18 protein-coding genes are annotated in these 19,119 nt (G+C 52.7%); 4 read left to right on the forward strand and 14 right to left on the reverse strand.

Annotated features, from left to right (window positions below; translation table 11 throughout):
* Positions 1-55: 55 nt before the first annotated feature.
* A complete protein-coding gene (locus ACNFH5_RS30265; protein ID WP_416752586.1) occupies positions 56-1,402 on the reverse strand; it encodes a hypothetical protein in 1,347 nt (448 codons plus the stop codon).
* Positions 1,403-1,692: 290 nt separating this feature from the next.
* Between ACNFH5_RS30265 and ACNFH5_RS30270 the strand changes: the two genes are divergently transcribed.
* Both ACNFH5_RS30270 and ACNFH5_RS30275 read left to right on the forward strand, forming a co-directional pair.
* Positions 1,693-2,703, forward strand: a complete 1,011-nt coding sequence (locus tag ACNFH5_RS30270) for a hypothetical protein (protein ID WP_416752588.1) — start codon at positions 1,693-1,695, stop codon at positions 2,701-2,703.
* 920 nt (positions 2,704-3,623) lie between these two features.
* Complete coding sequence (locus ACNFH5_RS30275; RefSeq protein WP_416752590.1) at positions 3,624-4,550, forward strand: hypothetical protein; 927 nt, start codon at positions 3,624-3,626, stop codon at positions 4,548-4,550.
* A gap of 109 nt (positions 4,551-4,659) precedes the next feature.
* Here ACNFH5_RS30275 and ACNFH5_RS30280 read toward each other — a convergent pair whose 3' ends face one another.
* The 9 genes from ACNFH5_RS30280 to ACNFH5_RS30320 all read right to left on the reverse strand — a co-directional run bounded on the left by ACNFH5_RS30280 (position 4,660) and on the right by ACNFH5_RS30320 (position 12,927).
* Positions 4,660-5,676 (reverse strand): endonuclease, encoded by a 1,017-nt coding sequence (locus ACNFH5_RS30280; protein ID WP_416752592.1) that lies wholly within the window; start codon positions 5,674-5,676, stop codon positions 4,660-4,662.
* 2 nt (positions 5,677-5,678) lie between these two features.
* Positions 5,679-7,973, reverse strand: a complete 2,295-nt coding sequence (locus ACNFH5_RS30285; protein WP_416752594.1) for an AAA family ATPase — start codon at positions 7,971-7,973, stop codon at positions 5,679-5,681.
* 372 nt (positions 7,974-8,345) lie between these two features.
* Complete coding sequence (locus ACNFH5_RS30290; protein WP_416752596.1) at positions 8,346-8,906, reverse strand: hypothetical protein; 561 nt, start codon at positions 8,904-8,906, stop codon at positions 8,346-8,348.
* A 176-nt stretch (positions 8,907-9,082) separates the two neighbouring features.
* Positions 9,083-9,262 (reverse strand): hypothetical protein, encoded by a 180-nt coding sequence (locus ACNFH5_RS30295; protein WP_416752598.1) that lies wholly within the window; start codon positions 9,260-9,262, stop codon positions 9,083-9,085.
* Between the two features lie 15 nt (positions 9,263-9,277).
* Entirely contained in the window at positions 9,278-9,457 is a 180-nt protein-coding gene (gene csrA, locus ACNFH5_RS30300) for a carbon storage regulator CsrA (protein ID WP_416752600.1), read from the reverse strand.
* 66 nt (positions 9,458-9,523) lie between these two features.
* Positions 9,524-10,435 carry a hydrolase or metal-binding protein gene (locus ACNFH5_RS30305; protein ID WP_416752602.1) on the reverse strand — a complete coding sequence of 304 codons (912 nt, stop codon included), beginning with the start codon at positions 10,433-10,435 and terminating at the stop codon, positions 9,524-9,526.
* A gap of 79 nt (positions 10,436-10,514) precedes the next feature.
* Entirely contained in the window at positions 10,515-11,519 is a 1,005-nt protein-coding gene (locus ACNFH5_RS30310; RefSeq protein WP_416752604.1) for a YqaJ viral recombinase family protein, read from the reverse strand.
* 78 nt (positions 11,520-11,597) lie between these two features.
* Positions 11,598-12,191 carry a DUF4339 domain-containing protein gene (locus tag ACNFH5_RS30315; RefSeq protein WP_416752606.1) on the reverse strand — a complete coding sequence of 198 codons (594 nt, stop codon included), beginning with the start codon at positions 12,189-12,191 and terminating at the stop codon, positions 11,598-11,600.
* Between the two features lie 73 nt (positions 12,192-12,264).
* Positions 12,265-12,927, reverse strand: coding sequence for a hypothetical protein (locus ACNFH5_RS30320; protein WP_416752608.1), 663 nt, complete (start codon positions 12,925-12,927; stop codon positions 12,265-12,267).
* Positions 12,928-13,040: 113 nt separating this feature from the next.
* Here ACNFH5_RS30320 and ACNFH5_RS30325 point away from each other — a divergent pair, with 113 nt between their 5' ends.
* Positions 13,041-13,286 carry a helix-turn-helix domain-containing protein gene (locus ACNFH5_RS30325; RefSeq protein ID WP_170859674.1) on the forward strand — a complete coding sequence of 82 codons (246 nt, stop codon included), beginning with the start codon at positions 13,041-13,043 and terminating at the stop codon, positions 13,284-13,286.
* 72 nt (positions 13,287-13,358) lie between these two features.
* Here ACNFH5_RS30325 and ACNFH5_RS30330 read toward each other — a convergent pair whose 3' ends face one another.
* A complete protein-coding gene (locus tag ACNFH5_RS30330) occupies positions 13,359-14,327 on the reverse strand; it encodes a DUF932 domain-containing protein (RefSeq protein WP_416752610.1) in 969 nt (322 codons plus the stop codon).
* 100 nt (positions 14,328-14,427) lie between these two features.
* On the reverse strand, positions 14,428-14,697 hold the full coding sequence (locus ACNFH5_RS30335) for a hypothetical protein (RefSeq protein WP_416752612.1): 270 nt from the start codon (positions 14,695-14,697) through the stop codon (positions 14,428-14,430).
* Between the two features lie 112 nt (positions 14,698-14,809).
* On the opposite strand from ACNFH5_RS30335, the gene ACNFH5_RS30340 reads away from it, so the two are divergent.
* Positions 14,810-17,056, forward strand: a complete 2,247-nt coding sequence (locus ACNFH5_RS30340; protein WP_416752614.1) for an NERD domain-containing protein — start codon at positions 14,810-14,812, stop codon at positions 17,054-17,056.
* 128 nt (positions 17,057-17,184) lie between these two features.
* On the opposite strand, the gene ACNFH5_RS30345 is transcribed toward ACNFH5_RS30340, so the two are convergent.
* A complete protein-coding gene (locus tag ACNFH5_RS30345; RefSeq protein ID WP_416752616.1) occupies positions 17,185-18,861 on the reverse strand; it encodes a YfjI family protein in 1,677 nt (558 codons plus the stop codon).
* Between the two features lie 78 nt (positions 18,862-18,939).
* The coding region (locus ACNFH5_RS30350) for a hypothetical protein (RefSeq protein ID WP_416752618.1) at positions 18,940-19,119 on the reverse strand (180 nt) is incomplete at its 5' end.

The raw sequence follows: 19,119 nt of genomic DNA on the forward strand, positions 1-19,119 counted from the left end.
CGCTTCAGTCATGAACTTGCGTAATGATGGGAAAATACCGACTCTATGGGGCAGCTCATTTTCCTGACAATGGTTCAACGCTCCTGGTGCTGGCAATATCGTAAGCCTCGCTGGTATAGGAAAGCGCATCGCCATCGAGGATCTCGCCTTTTGTGCCGGTTACTTGATAGACCACCTCGGCAGTTCCTTGATAAGTTAATTTGTTGCTGAGCAAAAAGCGCTTCTTCAGAATCTGCGTGTCCTGAATGCTTAGCGTATAAGTCATGATCGGGTGGTTGGTGATGGCAAGCTCCATGGAGTGCAACGCGAGGTCTTGAAGGAGAGCATCATCGGAGTAGGCCAGCGAATTGAACCGCGCGACGACCGCCTCACGTTGCTTGATACCCTCGTTCACAGCGGCGACCTGTTTAGCCTTCGGCAGGGCGTCGAAGTCTTTGCGCTCCTTGGCCACGATCATGGTGAAGATCTGCAAGGTATGCATCTTCCCCGCGAACTCATTAACCAGCTTTTCTAGCCGAAGGCGATCAGCTTGCCTGGCTAGGGAATACGTGCTGAAGACATGAGAGCAGGCAGCGAGGCGGGACTCGAATAGGTCCTCGCGTGCAGTGGTGGTCATGGTGAATGTCCGGTTGATCCTGAACATGCCACCCAAAGTGTCGATTCCCGAAGCCAGAAACTGGGCCGACTGAATAGCTGCGATGGCGCCGGGACTAATCGCGCCGGAGTAGGGGTGCAACTTGCTGAAGTCGAACCCATTCAGTCCCGCTGGACCTCTACCACCGGGCGGTGTTGGACTTACGGAAGCGATGGCCTGTTTCGCTGTCTCAAATAACGCGTTGAATCGCGCAAGGCGCAGTTTGGCGGCAACAATTTCGCCCATCCGCGCTTCGCTGATAGGTACAACCAACTTCTTAGGGGACTGGCCAATCGCGGCCTTCACTTCGGAATTAGCCCCTAGCATCTTGCAGATTTTATCAGCAGCCGTCCGGGTTACTTCAATGCCCCCCTTGCGGCTTTGCAGCATGATGTTCTGGGCATCGGATGCGAATGAAATCGACCCATCGACTCCTATTTGCTTGGGATCACCCAGCAGGGTACTCAGGGCAGTAATCTCAGCATATTTGGCAGTAGCATCATCCTCGGCGGCACCTTTTCTTGACGCAGAGATGGCTGCTCTGTCCGCTGCCGCAGCCGTCGACAGCGTAGTCGCGGTTTCCGTCTCGGCAGCCACCCTATCTTTCCTTGCCTCGGCGAGCTCCTTCTGAAGTTCTTCAATTTCCTTTTGCTGCTGAAGGACTTTTTTGGCGTCGTCGAATTCATCGGCGAATGTCGATGGTGACGAGATCAAAAACGAAAGGCCCATGCAGGCCAGCATCGCCGAAATCAACGAGGTTTTACGCATTTTTGACACTCCATGTCATCCAGACTCCGACGACTCAGCTGGGGTTGATGGTGTGGGCTCCTTCAGGAACGTTGACACGTTCTGGGATTGGTTGCCGCCCCTGCTAAGGGCCGGCGAGTAATACGCTATTAAAATGACACTAGACAAACTTTGGGACATGTCTAAGGTTTTTTTGCTGCCAGACAACGCAGCTTGTACTTGCCGTCCCTGGCGAATTTTCCGACTGCAGTCGCGTAGTACAGACGGAAGGCAGGATGACAAGGAATATTCCCTGTCTTCTGGAGGTAACCATGACCGCTTCAAACATCATCAAGGTGGAGCCCCTAACGGTTGGCGAAAGCATCACCTCCTCGATGCCGATACCGACCGCATTTCGTAAAATCTTGGCAGTGGACCCTGCCACTGTCGCTCAAGTAGTTGCTGCCGCGCTGAAGTACCTGCAGGCTCGGGACATCGCCTCCTGGCAGGACGACGTATCGGATGCACTCGATGAGATATCACGAAAGCTTGATCAAGTTATTGTGGAAATTCAGCGACTGCGCGGCTACATCGATGAGCGAATCACGAAAGAATCCATCGACCTATTCGAGGGGCAGATCAACGCCCGGCGCATGACCTCCGAACAGATACTGGCTGGCCTGGATAACCAGCCTATGAGTTCTGAAACCAAGGCAAGGCTTGTGGGCATCATGGACGAGCTAGATGTCCCCCTCTGGCAGCTGATGAACTGGAAGAAATTCACCTTCGATCCATACAGTGCAGTGATCGTGGGTGTTCTGACTAAGCTGCTGCTATTGCGCATCAGCGAGCGCGCTCCTGGTGAAAGTCTGTCCTTCGCCAAGAAAGCGAATGACGGTTTTTTTAAACCGGCCACCGACCCCTCTCTCTCGACGTCCCTTGAGTACGCACGGAACGCGACAGCAGCGGTTGCGATGCAGAAAAGCACGGAGTTGAACGCCTGCCTCAACCGTTGGTGGCTATTAAGTCGGAGTGAGATTGTCCGGCCGGGGAAAGGACCGGATAGGGTGCCCGAAGTAACTGTTTACAGTCTGTACGGGAATGCCACAGGCTCGCTCGAAAATGGCTTCTCTATCTCAACTAGTCCCGATATCGGCCGTGAGGTGGATTGGTATCCGCCAGCGCTACACCACAGTGATGGGTACGACGCCCAGCTGTTCAAGTCCAACCTAGAAGCTCAGCGGGTGCTGATCACCACCATGATTGAGCAGGAGACCGTGTTGCGAAATCATGTGAACAACCTGATAGAGGTACGCGACGAACTGGAACGGTATAGCCCCTGATGAGAGGCGCCAGTCGCAACCGCTACGTGCCGATGGTATGGATGAAACGCCTCGGCATGTGGTCCTTTTGATTATCTGTGAACAGCCAGATAAACCGGACTTGTATTTCAAGCGTACTTTTAGCCTCACTCAAGGCTGTCGAAGAGAAGGCGCAGGCCCACTCAGCTAATGATTGCTTTGGGTCGCAGGGACCTCTCGCAAACGGCCGATTCTGGCCGAGAGCAAACACTGGCACACGCTTCTATCGGCCAGGGGACAGCTTACGTTTGCATCGGGCGGCTCCTTATCCAGTGTCAGGACTTAAGAGTTTTTGAGATCGGTAAGAACAAAAACTAAAACTTATGCAGTTGAGAGCGCCTACGGATTTTTAATTTGTCTGGTGCGTCTTAGCTAAACAGAACTTTAGTCATGGGGTGGATTGTCGCCTTCATCTGGCGTTCGCCATTATTAAAGTAGTACATAGATCGAGTTAGAGAGTGATTCGAGATATAGCAAAATGGAATTGCAGGGCCATTGGTGAATGCTAGCATTGGTTTAGTTGTCGAAAGCCTGAGGGTGATCCTGAGTAGTAGGCTCACCATTTATCCTGCTTGCGCAGTAATGGCGGCATCCGCTTTCGATGGAAGCTATGCTATTAATGGGCGAAGTTTCGGCGTAAAGAAGTAGATCCAAAATGCTCGTTTCTAAAGTCACCGCTGGACTATTTTTAGAGTGTGTGAACCAAGACTTTACCCCGTTCAGCGCGGCTAATTGATTCTCTATTTGTGTCATCGCTATTTTAAAAGAGGGAAGACAAGATGAGATGTGGAGTTTCACTGATAGCAGTCATGTTTGCGATGCAGTGTGCTTGGGCTGATCAGGATTGCGATTCGAGCTTGCGGCTTCAGAGTCATATTGAAAACTCCAACTACGAGTCTGAAATGGCATTCCTGAATTTGGTTACTGAGGAGAATTATAATCAGGCCAAACAGGGTGGAAGTGTCAAGTACGGAAGTATGTTTGGCGCGGACTACAGTAGTTTTAATGAGAGTAGGCGTAAGTTTTTTAATGAGAATCGCTACAATCTTAGTGTCAAAGATAGTCGGGAGGTTTATCGATCTTACCTTTCAGATGCGCAAATTGCGGCATGGTCTGATTGTAAGCGTGCTGCAGCACAACCAATTGTAAGGTACCAGCGTACTGGTGATGAGGTTACTGGGGTAGAGATTGAGTGGAGTCCGCACGAGCCGTTAGGTACTCTTTTCCTGGATGAAAAGGTGATGATATTTAACGCGGTGGATCAACCAACGTTAAAAGAGTTGAACGGTAAGCGTGGCTTCACACTAAGGCATGCTGATCCTAGCAAGCCGATAGCTGGATCAATCAACGGTCATACTGGGGAAAAGTGGTTTTGGCTTTTCAAATCTAATAACTGGAGAGACCGAACGGTATATGTATACGTTCCAGCTAGACCCAGGCTAGGCCCCGAGGCAGGACCGAAGAAATTTGTAGTCCCAATCCCCAAGGGGCAAGTAAAAACGTCTTGGGCCTATTGGCAAGGAAGAGCTTGGCCGGCAGAGCCAAAGTCAGGAGAAATATTCAGAACTAGTTGGGAGTGCATTTCTGCACCGGTTAATATGACACTAGTCGTGGTTGGAGACTTGGTGCCTCGACATCTTGGTGCCAGAAAGGGCTACTGCGTTCAGGGAGCAGAGTACTGCACCCACAGTGGCGCAGAATACTGCACGGATTTAACTATTGAAGAAGGATGCTACGTCAATACTAACTGGGTTGACTGGTACGACATGACAATGAGAAGGCTAGGTATGCGACGAAGCAATGAGCAAATGTGCCAGCCCGAAGATTAAATATAAACATGCAACTGGTCACCGCTACGGCGCAGGAACGTGGTGACCTGGCAGCGGCGCAATGTCGGCGCCGCCCTCTCAGCTATCAGCTCTCCTTAGCTTATTAACTCTACCTACCCATCAAGCGAGCTTTAAAGCCTTCGATCCAAGTTTGCACCATTACCGAGTACGGAGCTGACGGTTCGGCCATCCGCTTGATTTCTTTAAGTACCTCGTCCTGGAGCCAGTACAAGCGACGAACGATTACCTTATCCCGCTCATAATTTTCTCCCGGAGCTCCAGGGGAGGGTTCTAGTTGCTCGGCCATGGACCCCACCTCTAATGCTACAGTCTCCAAAAACTCAAGCTGTCGAAGCAAACGTGTTCGCTCTTGCACCAGTCCTAAACGATTGAGGCCATACACATGAATGGACATTACCCCCTTCAGGCTTACGCCCGCCTCAAGCGCGTCTTCAATCACCTGCTGAGTCGCATTATCAGCCCATTGCGTATTAAACGCCGGAAAGCCTGCGTTCTCATGTTTTTTGGGTAGTACAAGGCTGATGAGATTTTCTCGATCTATGAAGAACTCTAAATGGTCTTCAGGCGTGTCGCGACAAGGATCTAGGAGCAAAGGGTGCTCATTAATAAGCTCCGAGTCCTCAGTACTCGCCCTGGTTCCTAGTATTGGAAAGCTGTCCTTCTTCCCCGTAAGGGCAACTAGTCCGTAGTTAAAGCCACGACGATTCTCAAGCAAAGTTAACAGTGCCGCCGACAACTTTGGTATTACCTGCTTCCGCTTGCGATTGCAGTCTATGCAACTAGGTAAGAGGTTTTCCCAATTCATGGCAAGCCACCAATACCCTGGGTGACTCTCATCCTCGTGAACAGCACCTTTGGGGCGATAGTGCTCAACGTCCACAGGAGCGGTGGATGCATAGAAGCTTTCACAGTAGGAGCACTTACCATGAAACAATTCATCAAGACGTTTCTTGACGCTATCGGATTTATAGACAGTAAATTTAGGTCGCTTACCTACGGGGGCAGCCAAGTAAGCCTGAAAACTTCTGAGCTCTTTTGAGGCAGGACAGCTTTCGCCAGATAGTGCATCTGGTATTCTTACCGTGCTACGGACGACTGCTCGCATCGCTAGAGCGCCTCTAAAATATTGATAATGCGCTGCTTTGACTCTTGACGTAGTTTCAGGAGGTTCTCAGCAGAGGACTGCCTCCGCCTGGCCAAAAACTCAGCCACCGCTTCCTGTACAAGTTGCTGAACTTCCGTGTCGCCAATCGGTAGAGAGTCTTTTACATCACGCTCGAAGCGCAACCATGCTTCTTGCTGTGGTTTTGTTAGCGCTCCACTATTTTTGGCGGCAAGCAGATCAGCAAACTGGGCGAACTCACGCTCAATACTAGGCTGTTCAGTTGTTGCCAAGTTAAAAAAATCAGAGGTGAGTAACTGCTCAATAGTGAGATGGCTGACGTTAGGGAGATCACGCATCTTTTCCACCGCAGTTGGCCAGCGGGTTTCCATTCCTTGCTGTCTTGGTACGCGGTGCATGACGACCACCTCGCCCTCACGCATGCCGCGCAGGCATAGGGGGTCGTGGGTTGTAGCAATAAAAGTGACTTTAGGTAGCGCTCTGCGTAATGCAGACATTATCTGAATTTTCCAACGCGGATGAAGATGCGCTTCGATTTCATCGATAAGGACTACCGCCTGGGCTGAGTCCAGGTTGTCAAAAACCACCGGATTACGGGGGCTCAGAAGTCCATAGAGAATGTCGCAGACCATCGCCAGCATCGAACGGTATCCAGATGAGGCTAGGCTAAGAGGTGTTCGATTAGGCAGGTCATTGCTGATGCCGGTCACTATTAGGCAGCGCTTGTTCTGGAAGTCGCGTTCGATTACATCAAACTCACCTTCAATGGAAAGTATTTCTCGGAGAACTCGAACTACACTATCAAAGTCATAGTCGCTTAAACTAAGTAGCCAGCGCTCAGGGTTTGAGAGAAGTCTGTCAGATCGAAAAAGACTTTCAATAGGTCTGCTCAAGCTGTTTTTACGGGCGATTTTGCGATATTGACGAAATGCCCCGTAAGCAAAAACAGGTGGTAATGCAGACTGCCCCTCAATGATGTAGCCTCTATTGGTTATGGTCAGGGTGTGCTTCAGATCGAAATCAAATGTTAGGTCTACAGTAGCAGCGGCAGCTATGGGCTCGTTCGACGCTCCTATCAATTCTGGGTTTAGCAGAAAATCGGAGCTGTTTAAATCAAGCTCTTGTCGCGCTTCATCAACGGTAAGTGCAAGCGCCACGGCCTCAAGAATTGAGCTTTTGCCTGCCGCGTTTTCGCCAAGGATCAGCAACGCCGGCTGAATAGTTTCGAACTCCTGTCCCACCAGCGACTGGGGTTCTGGAATTTCAAGCCGAAGCTGTTCAATGCCCTTGAAATTGATTATCTCCAACGAGGTGAGAGTGGGAGGGTCACCGGTTACTTCACGCGTCATGTAAGAGTTATTGCGGGGTAGACGAATTATTCGATCATTTAATAAGGAGGATAATTCGTCCTCTGATATTAATTCGGCGCCACTGTGCGAGAATTTATAAAAGGCTCCGAGTATTTTGTTTTTTGTTAGGGAAGCTTTGTGGGCGTTGTTGTTTGTAAGTATAAAAAATATTTCTCGGCAAGTTAAGTACCAAAGTCCGCCAAACTCAAGCTCTTCAAAGTCGAATAGCCAGGTTAGCTCATTAGGATTGATGTGGTTGCGCCGATCAATTGCGCGGTAAAGCTCAGAGAAGTATTTTTCAAAGGTTCGTCGTCTGCGCTCAGTAAGTTCGTCACGGTCTAAGTTGAAATGTGTGACCGTTGTTTTTGCTTCTTCTGTTTGTGGGAAGATTGAGCCGTAAATATCTACCGTGAAATGCGGTACAAAATTAATTGTGTTGCATGGGTCTAATAGTAACGGTCTTTCTTTGGGGGCGACTCGCCAAAGACCGAGATCTTCTCGCTCGTAATCTCTGAGTTGCGATTCTGTGGGTAAAGGCGACCGCTTGTTTTTTACGGGAAAATAATCCGACGCTAGAGGGTAGCACTCTGTGCAGATCGGATAAATATTTTCCCACGCATGGCTGAGCCATGTGTAATACAGATGGTCGCCCGTCTTGCGCTTGCTTGGGTTGGCATTACTAGTCGGACGAAATCGGTAAGGTTTTGTATGGGTCTTGCTCTCACAAAATGCACATTTTCCATGAAAAAGTCGGCTCAAGGCCTTGTTAATAGACTCATGATCTAGGTTTAGTTTGCTTGGGGCACGAGATTGGGCCCTCTTAGCGTCTTCGAATTGAAAGAAATTGAGCAGGTCTCGACGATGGGCGCGGAACTCTTCATTCTGTAACGCTCTAGGTGGTGGCTCGCTATTACGGTTGAAATTAAGCAAAGTATCTTCCTTGATTAGCCATTTGAATTCATTGCAACTCGCGTGATTTGCTCACGCGAGGTGATTTTTGTAACTCTGCATGCCAGCATACAAAGCCAACTTATTGCATCAGCCTTACGTGAGCTATTCAGAGTCGCGCATGGACATAACATAAAGCTCCGAAAGCCCTTTGGAAAGCTGCAAAGTGGTGCGAGTGATCCACCTGTAGCCATGGTCTGTTGGATGACCTCAGAAAGATTTGTTGTGAAGTGCAGATCGCACCTGATTTTGTGGAACCCTGATGACCGCTTTGAGGCGATTGTTGGTCCCAATAAAGGGCCGCTGCCTACACAAGGTGAACGGCGTAATCAAGCCGATTCCGGTCAGCAGCGATCATCGGCTCTCTACAAAAGCTGGTGTGAGTAATCGCCCGGTTGTCATCTCCTTTTGCACCGTTGGCGCTTTGCCAAAGAGGGCGACGTAGATCCCGTTTAGGGTCGAGAAGGATGAGAACTCGGGGCGCCGGATTTCCCGGATGTTCGGTCGCTCGCTCTTTTGGCCCTCTCGGTTGGGCTTCGTTTGCTTGGCCACCTTTGCAGTCTCCAAGCTGGGGAGAGGCTTTCCAGGCTCACCGCCGAAGTACAGAAATGGTCCCAAGGCCAAGGTTCGTTCATCGAAATAAATCCAGACCACGCATCCCGATGGTTTGTTGGCCAGGCGCACATGCACGTTCTGCTTGGTGGTGCTGGACCCAATGAACGATGTTTTGAGCTGCACGTGGCGAATTACGCCGTGCGCTTCAAGGACAAGGTCATAGCCGGCGTTATCGACCTCGGGCTTGGCTACCTCCAAATCATACCGATCCAAGCGCCAAGACTCTTTCAGCAGCTCGCCGACGAAGAGGTGCTCCACCAGTTTTTCGCGGTAGGAAGAGTGTTCGGTGTGCTTGCTCATAGTTGTCTAGGGCAAAGGTCCATTTGAGTTCTCAGTCTAACCTTTGACCTGAGCCGAATCCGAGATGAATCTGGCTGCTATGCCTCAATGCTCTCCGACTGCTACTGGCTACCAGCTACCTGTCGACCAAAAAATAAAGTGCAGCAGGAGCCCAGCGGGCTCCTGCGTATGACACGTTAGCGCCGAATTGAGTCTGCTCGCCGAGATCTCATCTGAAATACGGCGAGGGTTAGTACGATTACCAGCATCAGTGGCCAATAGCGGACGGCGAGAATCAGCAGGGCGACGACGACTGCGGTGCCGGCGAAGGTGCTTATCAACACAAAGAGCAGGCCCAGAAAGCGCAGAAGATCCATGAGGGACTCCAGCGATCACTGAGGTTGCTGCTGGCTACCTTGAATGCGCTGATAGACCTCATCACGATGCACTGTGATGTGAGCTGGCGCAGAGATACCAATACGTACCTGATTGCCTTTGATTCGGAGAATGATGACCTCGATGTCATCGCCTATGCGGATGGTCTTGCCGATGCTGCGGGTGAGGCTGAGCATGATTTTCTACTCCTGATTTAGGCAGTCCCGATCGGGAATCAGCACCTGTGTTCTTCGTTGGTTGGATTATCGATTGCGCGCTTCTGCACGGTCGCGCAGCAGCCTCGAAAGCGTTGAGGGCGTGGTTGCCTCCGAAGGGGAATCGACTTTGGTCGATGGACTGATCGAGGCGGCCGCGCCCTGAGGGAAGAATTCTTCAGCTATGGATTCGCTTTCTTCTTCGTTTTCCTCAAAAGCTCCATTGGATAGCCCCAGCCGTGCCGCGTTATCCAAGGCCCTTTGATCGAAGCCCGCGGCTTGGCGGGCCTCGTGGTTTTGCTGGGCATGCTGCAATGCTTCCTCCGTTGTCATCCCGTTTCGCACGGTAATGTCCACATAGAAGATTGGCAGTCCATGGCTTAGCGACGTCGATTTGCCGTGCAGTCGCAACTCCAAAGGAAGGCAGGCCAAACGATCGCCTGAGATAGCCTGGAAATACTGCAGGCGTGCAGTCAGGGTGCGAATGCTGTTAAAGCTGGTAGTGCGGAGAACGAAACTACCCAGCGAGTCCTCATCACCGATGGTTACGTTGAGTCGGCCATAAGGTTTACACGCGCCACCTATTGCCAATGGGCAGCTGTCGGGTGAAGGGCAGGGGAGCGACTCGACTCCATCGATGCCGCGACGCTTGCAGGTTTCTCCATTTCCCACGCAAACAGGTCTGCTGGTCTGCCGATCGAACAGGCAGTACTCAGCACGAAAATTCAAATATGGATCATTGAACAGCAGACGGATCGGGATGCTTCGAATCTTGCCCCCTTGAGCCTTGCGTAGCTCTTCGTCGAGGGGATGTGCCAACCACTGATCGTGAAACTGGACTTGCGTAGTGATGGTGAATTGATCGTCCTTCTCCGGTAGGCGTTTGCCGTTCCGCTCGACGACCTTGCCGATGGAAATCCGCCCGAGCACGGGCGGGGTAATTGCCAAGCCTTTGAGCATTGGTGGCTCTCCAATGGGGGAATAAAAAAGGCCACCCAGGCGCTGTGAAGCGCCTGGGTGGCCAATGGGGGAATCGCATTTAGAGAATCAGGAACCGGCGGCTGCCAATCTTTGTGGTGGGGTAGCGTGCGAGTAGATAGGGCTTCTCTTTCAGGGCTTGAGAGACGTCTAGCGTTACGCTGTCTTTAGCTTTGCGCCAGGACACCATGCCATTGGCGAACACCGCCCGACTGGCATCGCCCATGGCTTGTTGTAGCTGTTGCTTCAGCTCAGCCTCGCGCTTGCTTTGTCGGTCGAGAGTGGCGCGCACAGATTTCAATTCGTCGAACGCCGCTGATAGGGCTGCGTCCTTAGAGAAGTCCAGTGTGCGGCCCTGATCCTGGGGGTACAGACAACGCAGGGCGCGCTCGGCAGAATCCGATCCATCTGCAGGTGGTGGAGTGTCGTGCTGCACGTAACCCCAGAACTCTTTCTCCAATTCGATCAGCCAATGGATGAGCTCGTCATCGCGCTCGATTCGGTGGATCTCTAGCTGCTGACCACCAAGCAGCACAGCCACATCTGCCGCCTGCTTCCCAGTCACCGCCAGTTGGTGCATCACCTGTAGTTGTACGTAGACCGGTACACCTTCTTTCCAGAGGCGCGCACCGTTAATGCCAGCAGTTTTGCACTCGAGTATCTGTACGTCCTCGACACCGGTGACTTCACGATCGATGTTGGCCAGCATCCAATCGAGCTTCGTATCAGGATGCTGCAGTACGGCGTTGATACGGCGCACGCGGTTACCAGTGCGCTGGGTGTAGTGCCGCGCGACAATCGACTCCAGGATGTTGCCCCAGTACGTAGGGCTTTCCTCATCGTCTGCATCGCTCCTAGGTAAGCTCGAGTCGCGGCCAGTTTTCTCCAGCCATAACTCAAGCTGTGACTTATATGGGTTCAGCCCGACGGCAGCTGCGGCATCGGAGCTTCCGATGCCGCGCTTGCGTACAGCGAGCCAGTCATCGCGGGACAGATCCTTGGTGCCCACCAGACGCAGGGCAGGGCGAAGGTTTGCCGAACTGGGGTTGAAATAGGCATGAGCCATAGAAGTCTCCGGGCATAAAAAAGCCCGGAAGGTTTTCACCAGCCGGGCTTCTGAGAGTGTTGGGGCTGGGCGTAATGCCTAGCCCTGGTGAGCACCAATGCTGATGAAGAAGCAGACGATCCAGGTGATGAAGTAGGCAAGGTTTTGGTTAAGCAGTTTGGAGCGTTGATACAGGTAGACCGGTACCACGAATACCCAGCCTTTGAAGCGGCTGACATCGTGGCCAGCTTGCTTGAGGTGCTTGGAGTCGAGGACCGAGAGGCCGATGTTCAATGCCAGGGTGACGTACCAGTAGCGGTTCTCCGACATGGCTCGCTCCCACTGCGCTTCATTCGCACCGAACAGGCCGGCGACGAACGATTCGAGTAGGTACCCAATGATCGGAGCGAAGGCTAACAGCCAGACTATTTTGTTATTCACGCCTGAGCCGGTGAGTGGCGGCGGACCGAACTCCTCCAGGTGCTGTCGCAGCTCGGTTTGCTCGATCTTCGCCCAGGCGGCCATGCCTTTCTTCCAGACCATCGAGCCATAGGTCAGCGTTCCATTGCGAATTAGGTCGATGATTTGCTGTTGATCAAAGCCGCCTTTGCGTTCTCCGTTCTTCTCGTAGTGCCATTGATTGCCGACTGCGTCAGCGCCGTTGGATTGGGCGCTATCAAAACTAGTGCTCATGACATTTCCTTAGGGTGAGCGAGCCCACTGCAGAAGATGGCTTCCACAGGGCCTTGAGGGAGGGTTTAGGGGGTTACTTCTTGGGAAGCATGTCGGCATTCACACCGACTTGATTGCCGCTCTTGTCGTAGCACATGGGGATGGAGTCGCAGACCCCTCCTTTGGCCACCACGTCTGCTTCATTGACAACCGGTATGCCTGCCTCTGCCAGGTTGCTCAGTTTCACGGTGAGAATCCCGAAGTCAGTGTCGATGGTGCAGTACTCGCTATCGTTTACAGGACACACCACATGAAATTTCTCGCCGGAGGTACGGCTCCCTGTGGGAAAGGCATAGTGGCGTTTGCCATTGAAAGCCGGCCCCGTGCCGTTGGCATAGGAAACGGGGTTCCCAGCCGTATCGGTTCCCATGTACCAACCCGAGGCGACGATGTAGTTCCCTTTGGGCGCACTGCCGTAGAACTCCTTCCCGAGGGCGCAGATCCCATCCTCGCCACACGTGACCGGCTTGTAGCCATACGTACTTCGTATTTCTCCATTTGGCATAACGAGTCGCACGTTACGTGGCGCATCAAGCGGCAGGCACATGCTGACCAGGCCATCACCGGGAAGGAACACCGTGCCCATTGGCGTGTTTCTAAGATCCCGCGGTTTCGAGCAAGGCATGACATCGTCAGCCGCTTGAGTGACCGTTGCTGCAGTAGCCAAGAGCATGGCTACGAGTACTGCGATTCTCATGCGTTTTCCTCTCTGAATGTTCCCAGCTGCACAGAAGTGCCTCAGGCGGGAAAATATAAAATGGGTCGTAAATGCCGTGGTCGTTTTTGCATCATAACGTGACGATTTTTGCCATGGCAAGAATCTCCGCTACACACGACATTGATCGTGATCTCGTAAAGCTTGGGGCCGCTGTACGAGCGAGACGGCTCGCCCTAGAGCTATCCCAAGAGGCATTGGCTGACGCGGCTTCGATCGACCGTTCTCACATGGGAAAGATTGAGCGCGGCGAGAGAAACGTGACCTTCCTGAACATTTGCCGCATCGCGAAAGCGATACGGTGCAAACCTTCCGATTTGCTCGTTGAAGCAGGTCTTTAGCGCTAGAGAGTTACCCGCTCATTCGGCGGATAGGCAAATAGCTCCGATCCGGTTCTATTTGCCTTGGACTCGCTATGCCGCCAGCCCCAAAGCGGCATCCAACGCCTTCTGCTTGATCACCGCACCCTGGCCAAACCAGGCGGAGTCCATGCGGTACTCGGTGCTGCGTGCGCGACGTTCGTGATCGACATACTCAGTTACCGCGTTCAGCAGCCCCCAAGCCGTGCCGTTCGCTGCTTCAAGTCGCGAGCCACGCCCCCTCCCGTCATACAAGCTCTGCACTTTGCGCATAGCGCGTTCGTTGACCAGCTTGTCTGGCATATCTCCATTGAAGGGCGTGTCGCACATCACTCCCATGAAGTACTTAATTGCTTCGTTTGGCCGTACCTTGCGGTCTGCCAAGATGCGCATGCGGTACATGAATTCGTCCCATTGCGAGATGGCGATGCCCAACTGCTTCTTCACAGCTTGGGCGTCGAAGCGAGTGCTGTGCGGGACCTTAATAGCGTGGGTTGCGCCATCGACAGCGATGGTGAGGGTGTTGTTGCAAACGACCCTTACGGTTGTAGGGGTGGCAGTCGTGGCCAGAGTTCCGTCGCAGGAGGTGGCCAGCAGTAAATACCCGTTGACCAGGTCATTACCTTTCAGAGATGTGTTCTGTCCGGTGCGAGCGAGAGCCCAAAACTTGCGGCCGCCTTTGAGCACCCCAGCAGTCTCCAGCTCGTACCCCGACACTTGCGTAAGGTCGCGGTAGAACTCCAGTACCTCTCGCGGCTGAACCACCTGGTAGCGCTGAGATACCACGGAGAGCGGAGCTTTCGTGTCGGATCGATAGAGCACCTTCTGTTCAGGGAATGAGTGGATGCTACCTAGAAGCCCTGATGAGCTTGCTTTGAAGTGAACGGGACTTTCCTGGATCTGCCAGTCCATTCCAGCCTCACGCTGCCAGACTTCCAGCGGTTGCCGTTGAGAGAGTTTGCTACCCAGACCATGCCAGGGAGCTGCGCCGACATAAGCCATGCTTTCTACAAGATGAGCCATGATGATTTTCCTTGTGGGCAATAGCCGGCATAAAGCGCTGCGTCAGACGCAGCACCGGCGGGTGGTTATGGAGGGATAAATTGGGGAGGGTGGAGTCCGATCAGATCGGCAGGTTGAAGCGGGTACCGCAGGTTAGGCAGATGTTGTTGGCTAGAGCGTAGTGGTCGAGTTGCTTCCCAACTTGGGCCCCGAGTGTGCAGCCACTGATGGCGCCTGCCAGGCTTCCGAGGATTGCCCCAGAAATTGATCCGAGGGTGAGGCTAAGCGGACTTAGGTGAGCGCTAGTTAAGCTAGCCCGGCTTGCTGCTAACGCAGCCGAGGCGCCACGAGCTGCACCACAGAGAGTGCCTGCGATGATGCCGAACTTCATCGCTGGATTCGCAGACGCGATCCTGAGCGATCCGCAGCGAGGGCAATTCAATGACATGGGCGGAATATCTCCTGGTGGTGTGTCATTGCAGTGATGTAGGACTGAGTTTTTTTTGAGTGAGATTTTCCCGATACTGAATTCGATGATGCTGCTGCGATGTGTGCTGCAGGCTTTTGCCAAGCCAAAAAGGAAAATGGGAGTGCAGCGGGTGAGTGAAAAGGGAGATCGATGCCTGCAGCATTACTTGCTGACGTACAACAAGGCCCTAGCGATCGGTAGCAGAAGCCGCGCGCTCGATGAGTGCCTACATCACTTCCTAGATCAGCGACCTTCCGGTAAGCACACTTCGGCTCATGACCGAGCTTTGGGCTTGGCTTCATCTCCGTTCTGGTTGGACCTGCAGGCCGTCCAGGGCTCCGAGCTGGCCAGCTTGGCATTAAGCCGAGTGCTCCATTTCGACGATGCAATCAGGCTCGACCTACTGGTGCATCTGGCTACCCAAAATCCTGAGACGCTCAGGTGGGCGATTCGCTATTCGAAGCTTTTTGAACGTGCCGATTCGCCGCTTTGGATTGGACTGCGATCAGCACTGGATGATGAGGAGTGGCGAACCTTCTTCGGAGTCTGCGACCGCTTGCTCGAGCAGCTTGAGCCATTCGATGCACTGATCCTCCACGCCGAGAGTCAGCTTGAGCATTTGTCTCTACTTGAGCTGCTTTCTTACCTCAGCGTGCTTGCCTATCAGTCGTTCACGGGGGACGCCGAGGACGACCCTTCCGGCGAGCAATGGGAGGTCTACAACCGCATCATTCTGCGGAAGCTCCAAACCTGCAAAGAGGAGGATTTCCGCCTGAGCGAATTGCGGTTGGGGAACTCCCTGAAACAGCATCTCGCGCCAATTCTCTTCACCGGTCAGCAGCCAACCGCCTCGGCGGAGTGTCGCGCGAATCTTGAATCGCTGGCTGTGCTGGTCGCTGCCACACACGAGCGAGTTGACTACGAAGGCTCGATCAATTGGTTTTGCTTCGACCCTGAGTGCCGGTACCAGTTAGCGCCTGGCGAACCTGTTCTGTACAACGCCACGGAAGAGGGAGTTGAGCGGTGGCGGCGAACTGAGCGTAAGCATGACCTGCTGTGGCACTACTGGATGAAGCGCGCTGTGCAGGAGCTCATCGACTCCGGTATGGCAGGGGAGGTGATCGGCTCCGCTGAGAATCACGAGCTGAACCAACTTGCCTATATCAAGGCACTTCGCAGCAAGTTACAGCTGCAGCAGATTTACGGTGTGGGAGAGCAGCTATCGCTGGGTGATGGCTCACGTGTCCAGCTTCAGCACGTGCTCTTGGCAAGCGAGCTAACCTCCGTTTTCTTCCAGCAGGCATTCATCCATCCATTCCAGGATCACTTCCGTGAATCGGGCGTTGTCGCCCATGCACTCGGTCGATTGGCCCTAGAGGGTATGGCGATGGGAGAGAATCGATTTCCAATGACCTGGTCGGAGGATGAGGAGAAGACCCAGAGGATCAAGGGATGGACTGTCTGTGAGGAGCATCCCAAGGGCAGCATCGAGTCGGCCAGATCGATTCTGAAGTTCTGGACCAGCGACCTTAAGTCCCTGTCACAGCAATTGAAGGCGCAGCCTCGAATGCCTGCGCCCAGGCTCTATGAGCGGCCCTTCTACAAAATTGGGCGCTATAGCTTTCAGTTTCCCTGGATTGTCGCGCATCAAAACAACCTGACCGCGGCCCTCAACAATCTGAGGAGAGTGGGGGCTCGCAGAGCCGGCATGCAGGCGGAGACTAAGCAGGTAGAAATTCAGCTGGCCGAGAGCTTGAGGTGTCGTGGCTTTGCCGTAGAGATCGGCTATCTCCCGCTGGCTACAGAAGACGATGATGCCGGTGAGGTAGACCTAATCTGCTACCGAGATGGTGTCCTGCTGATCTTGGAGGTCAAGTCCGGGTATATCCGCTCAACCACTCATGAGGTCTGGCTCCATCGGACGAACACATTACGTAAGGCCGCTTGGCAGCTACGACGTAAACGCGCTGCAGTTGTCGATGCTCTAGTGAGAGACCAAGACCTCCGATCAAGGCTGGGCTATTGCGGTCGGGAGCCACAAGAGTGCATGCATGTCTGGATAGTCGACACGTCCATTGAACTAGACGGGCAGGCAGTTGATGGATTCAGGATTGTGTCTCGTGAGGGACTTGAGGTCATCCTCAGGGACGAGAAGCACCTGCTGCATTCAGCAGAACGTGCAGTCACTGAAGACACAGAGGTGCTGTTCCCTGACGGTTTTTCGGCAGGCCGCTTCGTCGAGCTTGTCGAATCAGGAGAACCTTGGTGGGATCGCTGTTAGCGAGGACTATCCGCTCAAGAGCGCTTAGCGCCCGAGAAAGACGATCTTTTCGACGCTATTGCTGGGCTTTCTCGCTTTGTCGCGGGACAACGATGGGCCCCAAATGAGGCCCATTGCCTGTAAGGAATCTACTTCAGATTTTTTATGTAGTAGCGGCCAGATCTGAGTCGTCCGCTAACTCGATCTTCAAGTAGGTATTCTTGATCTCTGTACAGTGGCAGCGCCGAGATGGTTATGAATTCGCCGTTTTTTGTTCTAGGTTCGTCTTCAGTTAGAATTGACTCTTTGAAGTTGTAGTGTCCCCCATCTTTAACTATGTGGCCAAGGTCCTTTAGTAGCTCTATAGCTGCCGCCAGCCGTTCAGCGTTGGCTCGGCCACGAAGCCTATATGGGCCACGTTGTTTTATTTGGGTGAGAGTGACTTGTGTCTTGAATCCCTCTCTTAGGTGGTTCGGGATCTTAGATCTAGATCTCTGCATGTTTGCACCGGGGTCGCCCTCATCAAGTATTGTGCTGTTACGAGGGTCATCCCAAGATATTCTCAACAGGTAATTGGCAAGCTCACAGGCATCGGTGACAATCTGCGGTTCATTGGCGAGGTATTTGACGAAGTGCTCTGAGCAAGCCTGAGCTAGCGCCCAACTAAAATTTAAAGTGAAAAGATCAATTTCTACATCATCACTAGACTCTCGTTCGAATGCATGTATGACTGCCGCTATACGGCTAGTGTTCTCAAGTAGTTTTGAAGCATGATCTTTCAGGTAGCGGTATTTACGTTTGTCGTTCATTTCATTTTCAATAAACTCATTTAGGAAGATCCATCGCCTCTTAGCGGGCTCTGAAAACCTAAGGACTTGCTTAGCCTCGGGGGGCGGGGACTCCAGAAGTTCACTGATGCGGTCGTTGAAGGCGGCATGGCGCGGTTGTGAGGAACGCTGGTTAAATACCCGACTTCCTGCTTTCGATCTGGGCCTAGCAATAAGGAAACGAGCGAGGAAGCCAGTGCCACGAGCCTCGTCACCACGCCGCCCCATAAAATTGGAAATTACGCTTGGTTGCGCCATTAAGGAGAATGTCAGGCGAGCGTTATCCAACGTAATGGGATCCCTAGATAGACGGTCCACCATTACGCTGCCGCCATCCCAGAGGGTGTTTAATTTGTCGAGCTCGTTCAGGATCTTGCCATTGAATATACTATTAGCTTCGCTAGTTAGCAGGCAGCCATTTGGCGAGTTTTCGTATAGAAACTGAACTAGCGCTTGCGGGGTTGTATCTTCGTATAGAAATTTTCCCGAAGAGGAGGGGTAAGGTTCAGTTCGCAAGTGTTCTTCAATTTCCTTCATCGCTGCATCGGCTGACTCCACCTCCCCGAGGCTCGCGTACTTTCCGTACATTCGCTCTAAGTGACGCTGCTCAGTACTCCACATTTTGTGCTGAACGCGATGTTCTCTCAGCGCTATTTCATGGGCGGAGAGAGCGGCGCTGTTCTTGTTGTTGATCGATTTGAAGAAATACTTTTGCGTGCTGGTTTTTCGTTCGCCTGATTCGGCAATGATCAGCAACATCAAGGATGTGGGTGAGCGATTCCCTGGAGGCATCTCAACGTCGACATGACCTTGGCAGGCCGCCGCCATTGCTCCCAGAGCGCAGATTATGGCCATCTCCCTTGAGACCTCTAGCTCTCGTGAGGCTTCTTCTACCGCAGCCTCAAAAAGGCTGTGCTCTCGGTAGCACGGCCAGCCGTCATGCGTTCTCAATTGTTCGGTATCAGTGGGCTCATTCTTCGGGTGAATAGGTTCGCTCATGATTTTTCCTGCTATTTCTGCTAGGGAGTAGCGAAAATAGCAGGGGTGTTTATTAAGTTGCTGTATTGTTTTTCTGTCTCAGATAAAAAATAGATAAACTTTATTTTCTTTTTTTATGGGAAGGCGGGGGCGATTGAGGTTTTGTATGGGAAACCCTGAAGAAGACTTCCCGAATCTGGTGAAATACGCCGATCCCGTATCCTGAGTTTCCCGATGAAGCAGTTGACCTTCGCCGACGCCGAATACGCCGGCAAGCGC

Source organism: Pseudomonas sp. NY15435 (genome assembly GCF_048068295.1).
Lineage (GTDB): Bacteria > Pseudomonadota > Gammaproteobacteria > Pseudomonadales > Pseudomonadaceae > Pseudomonas.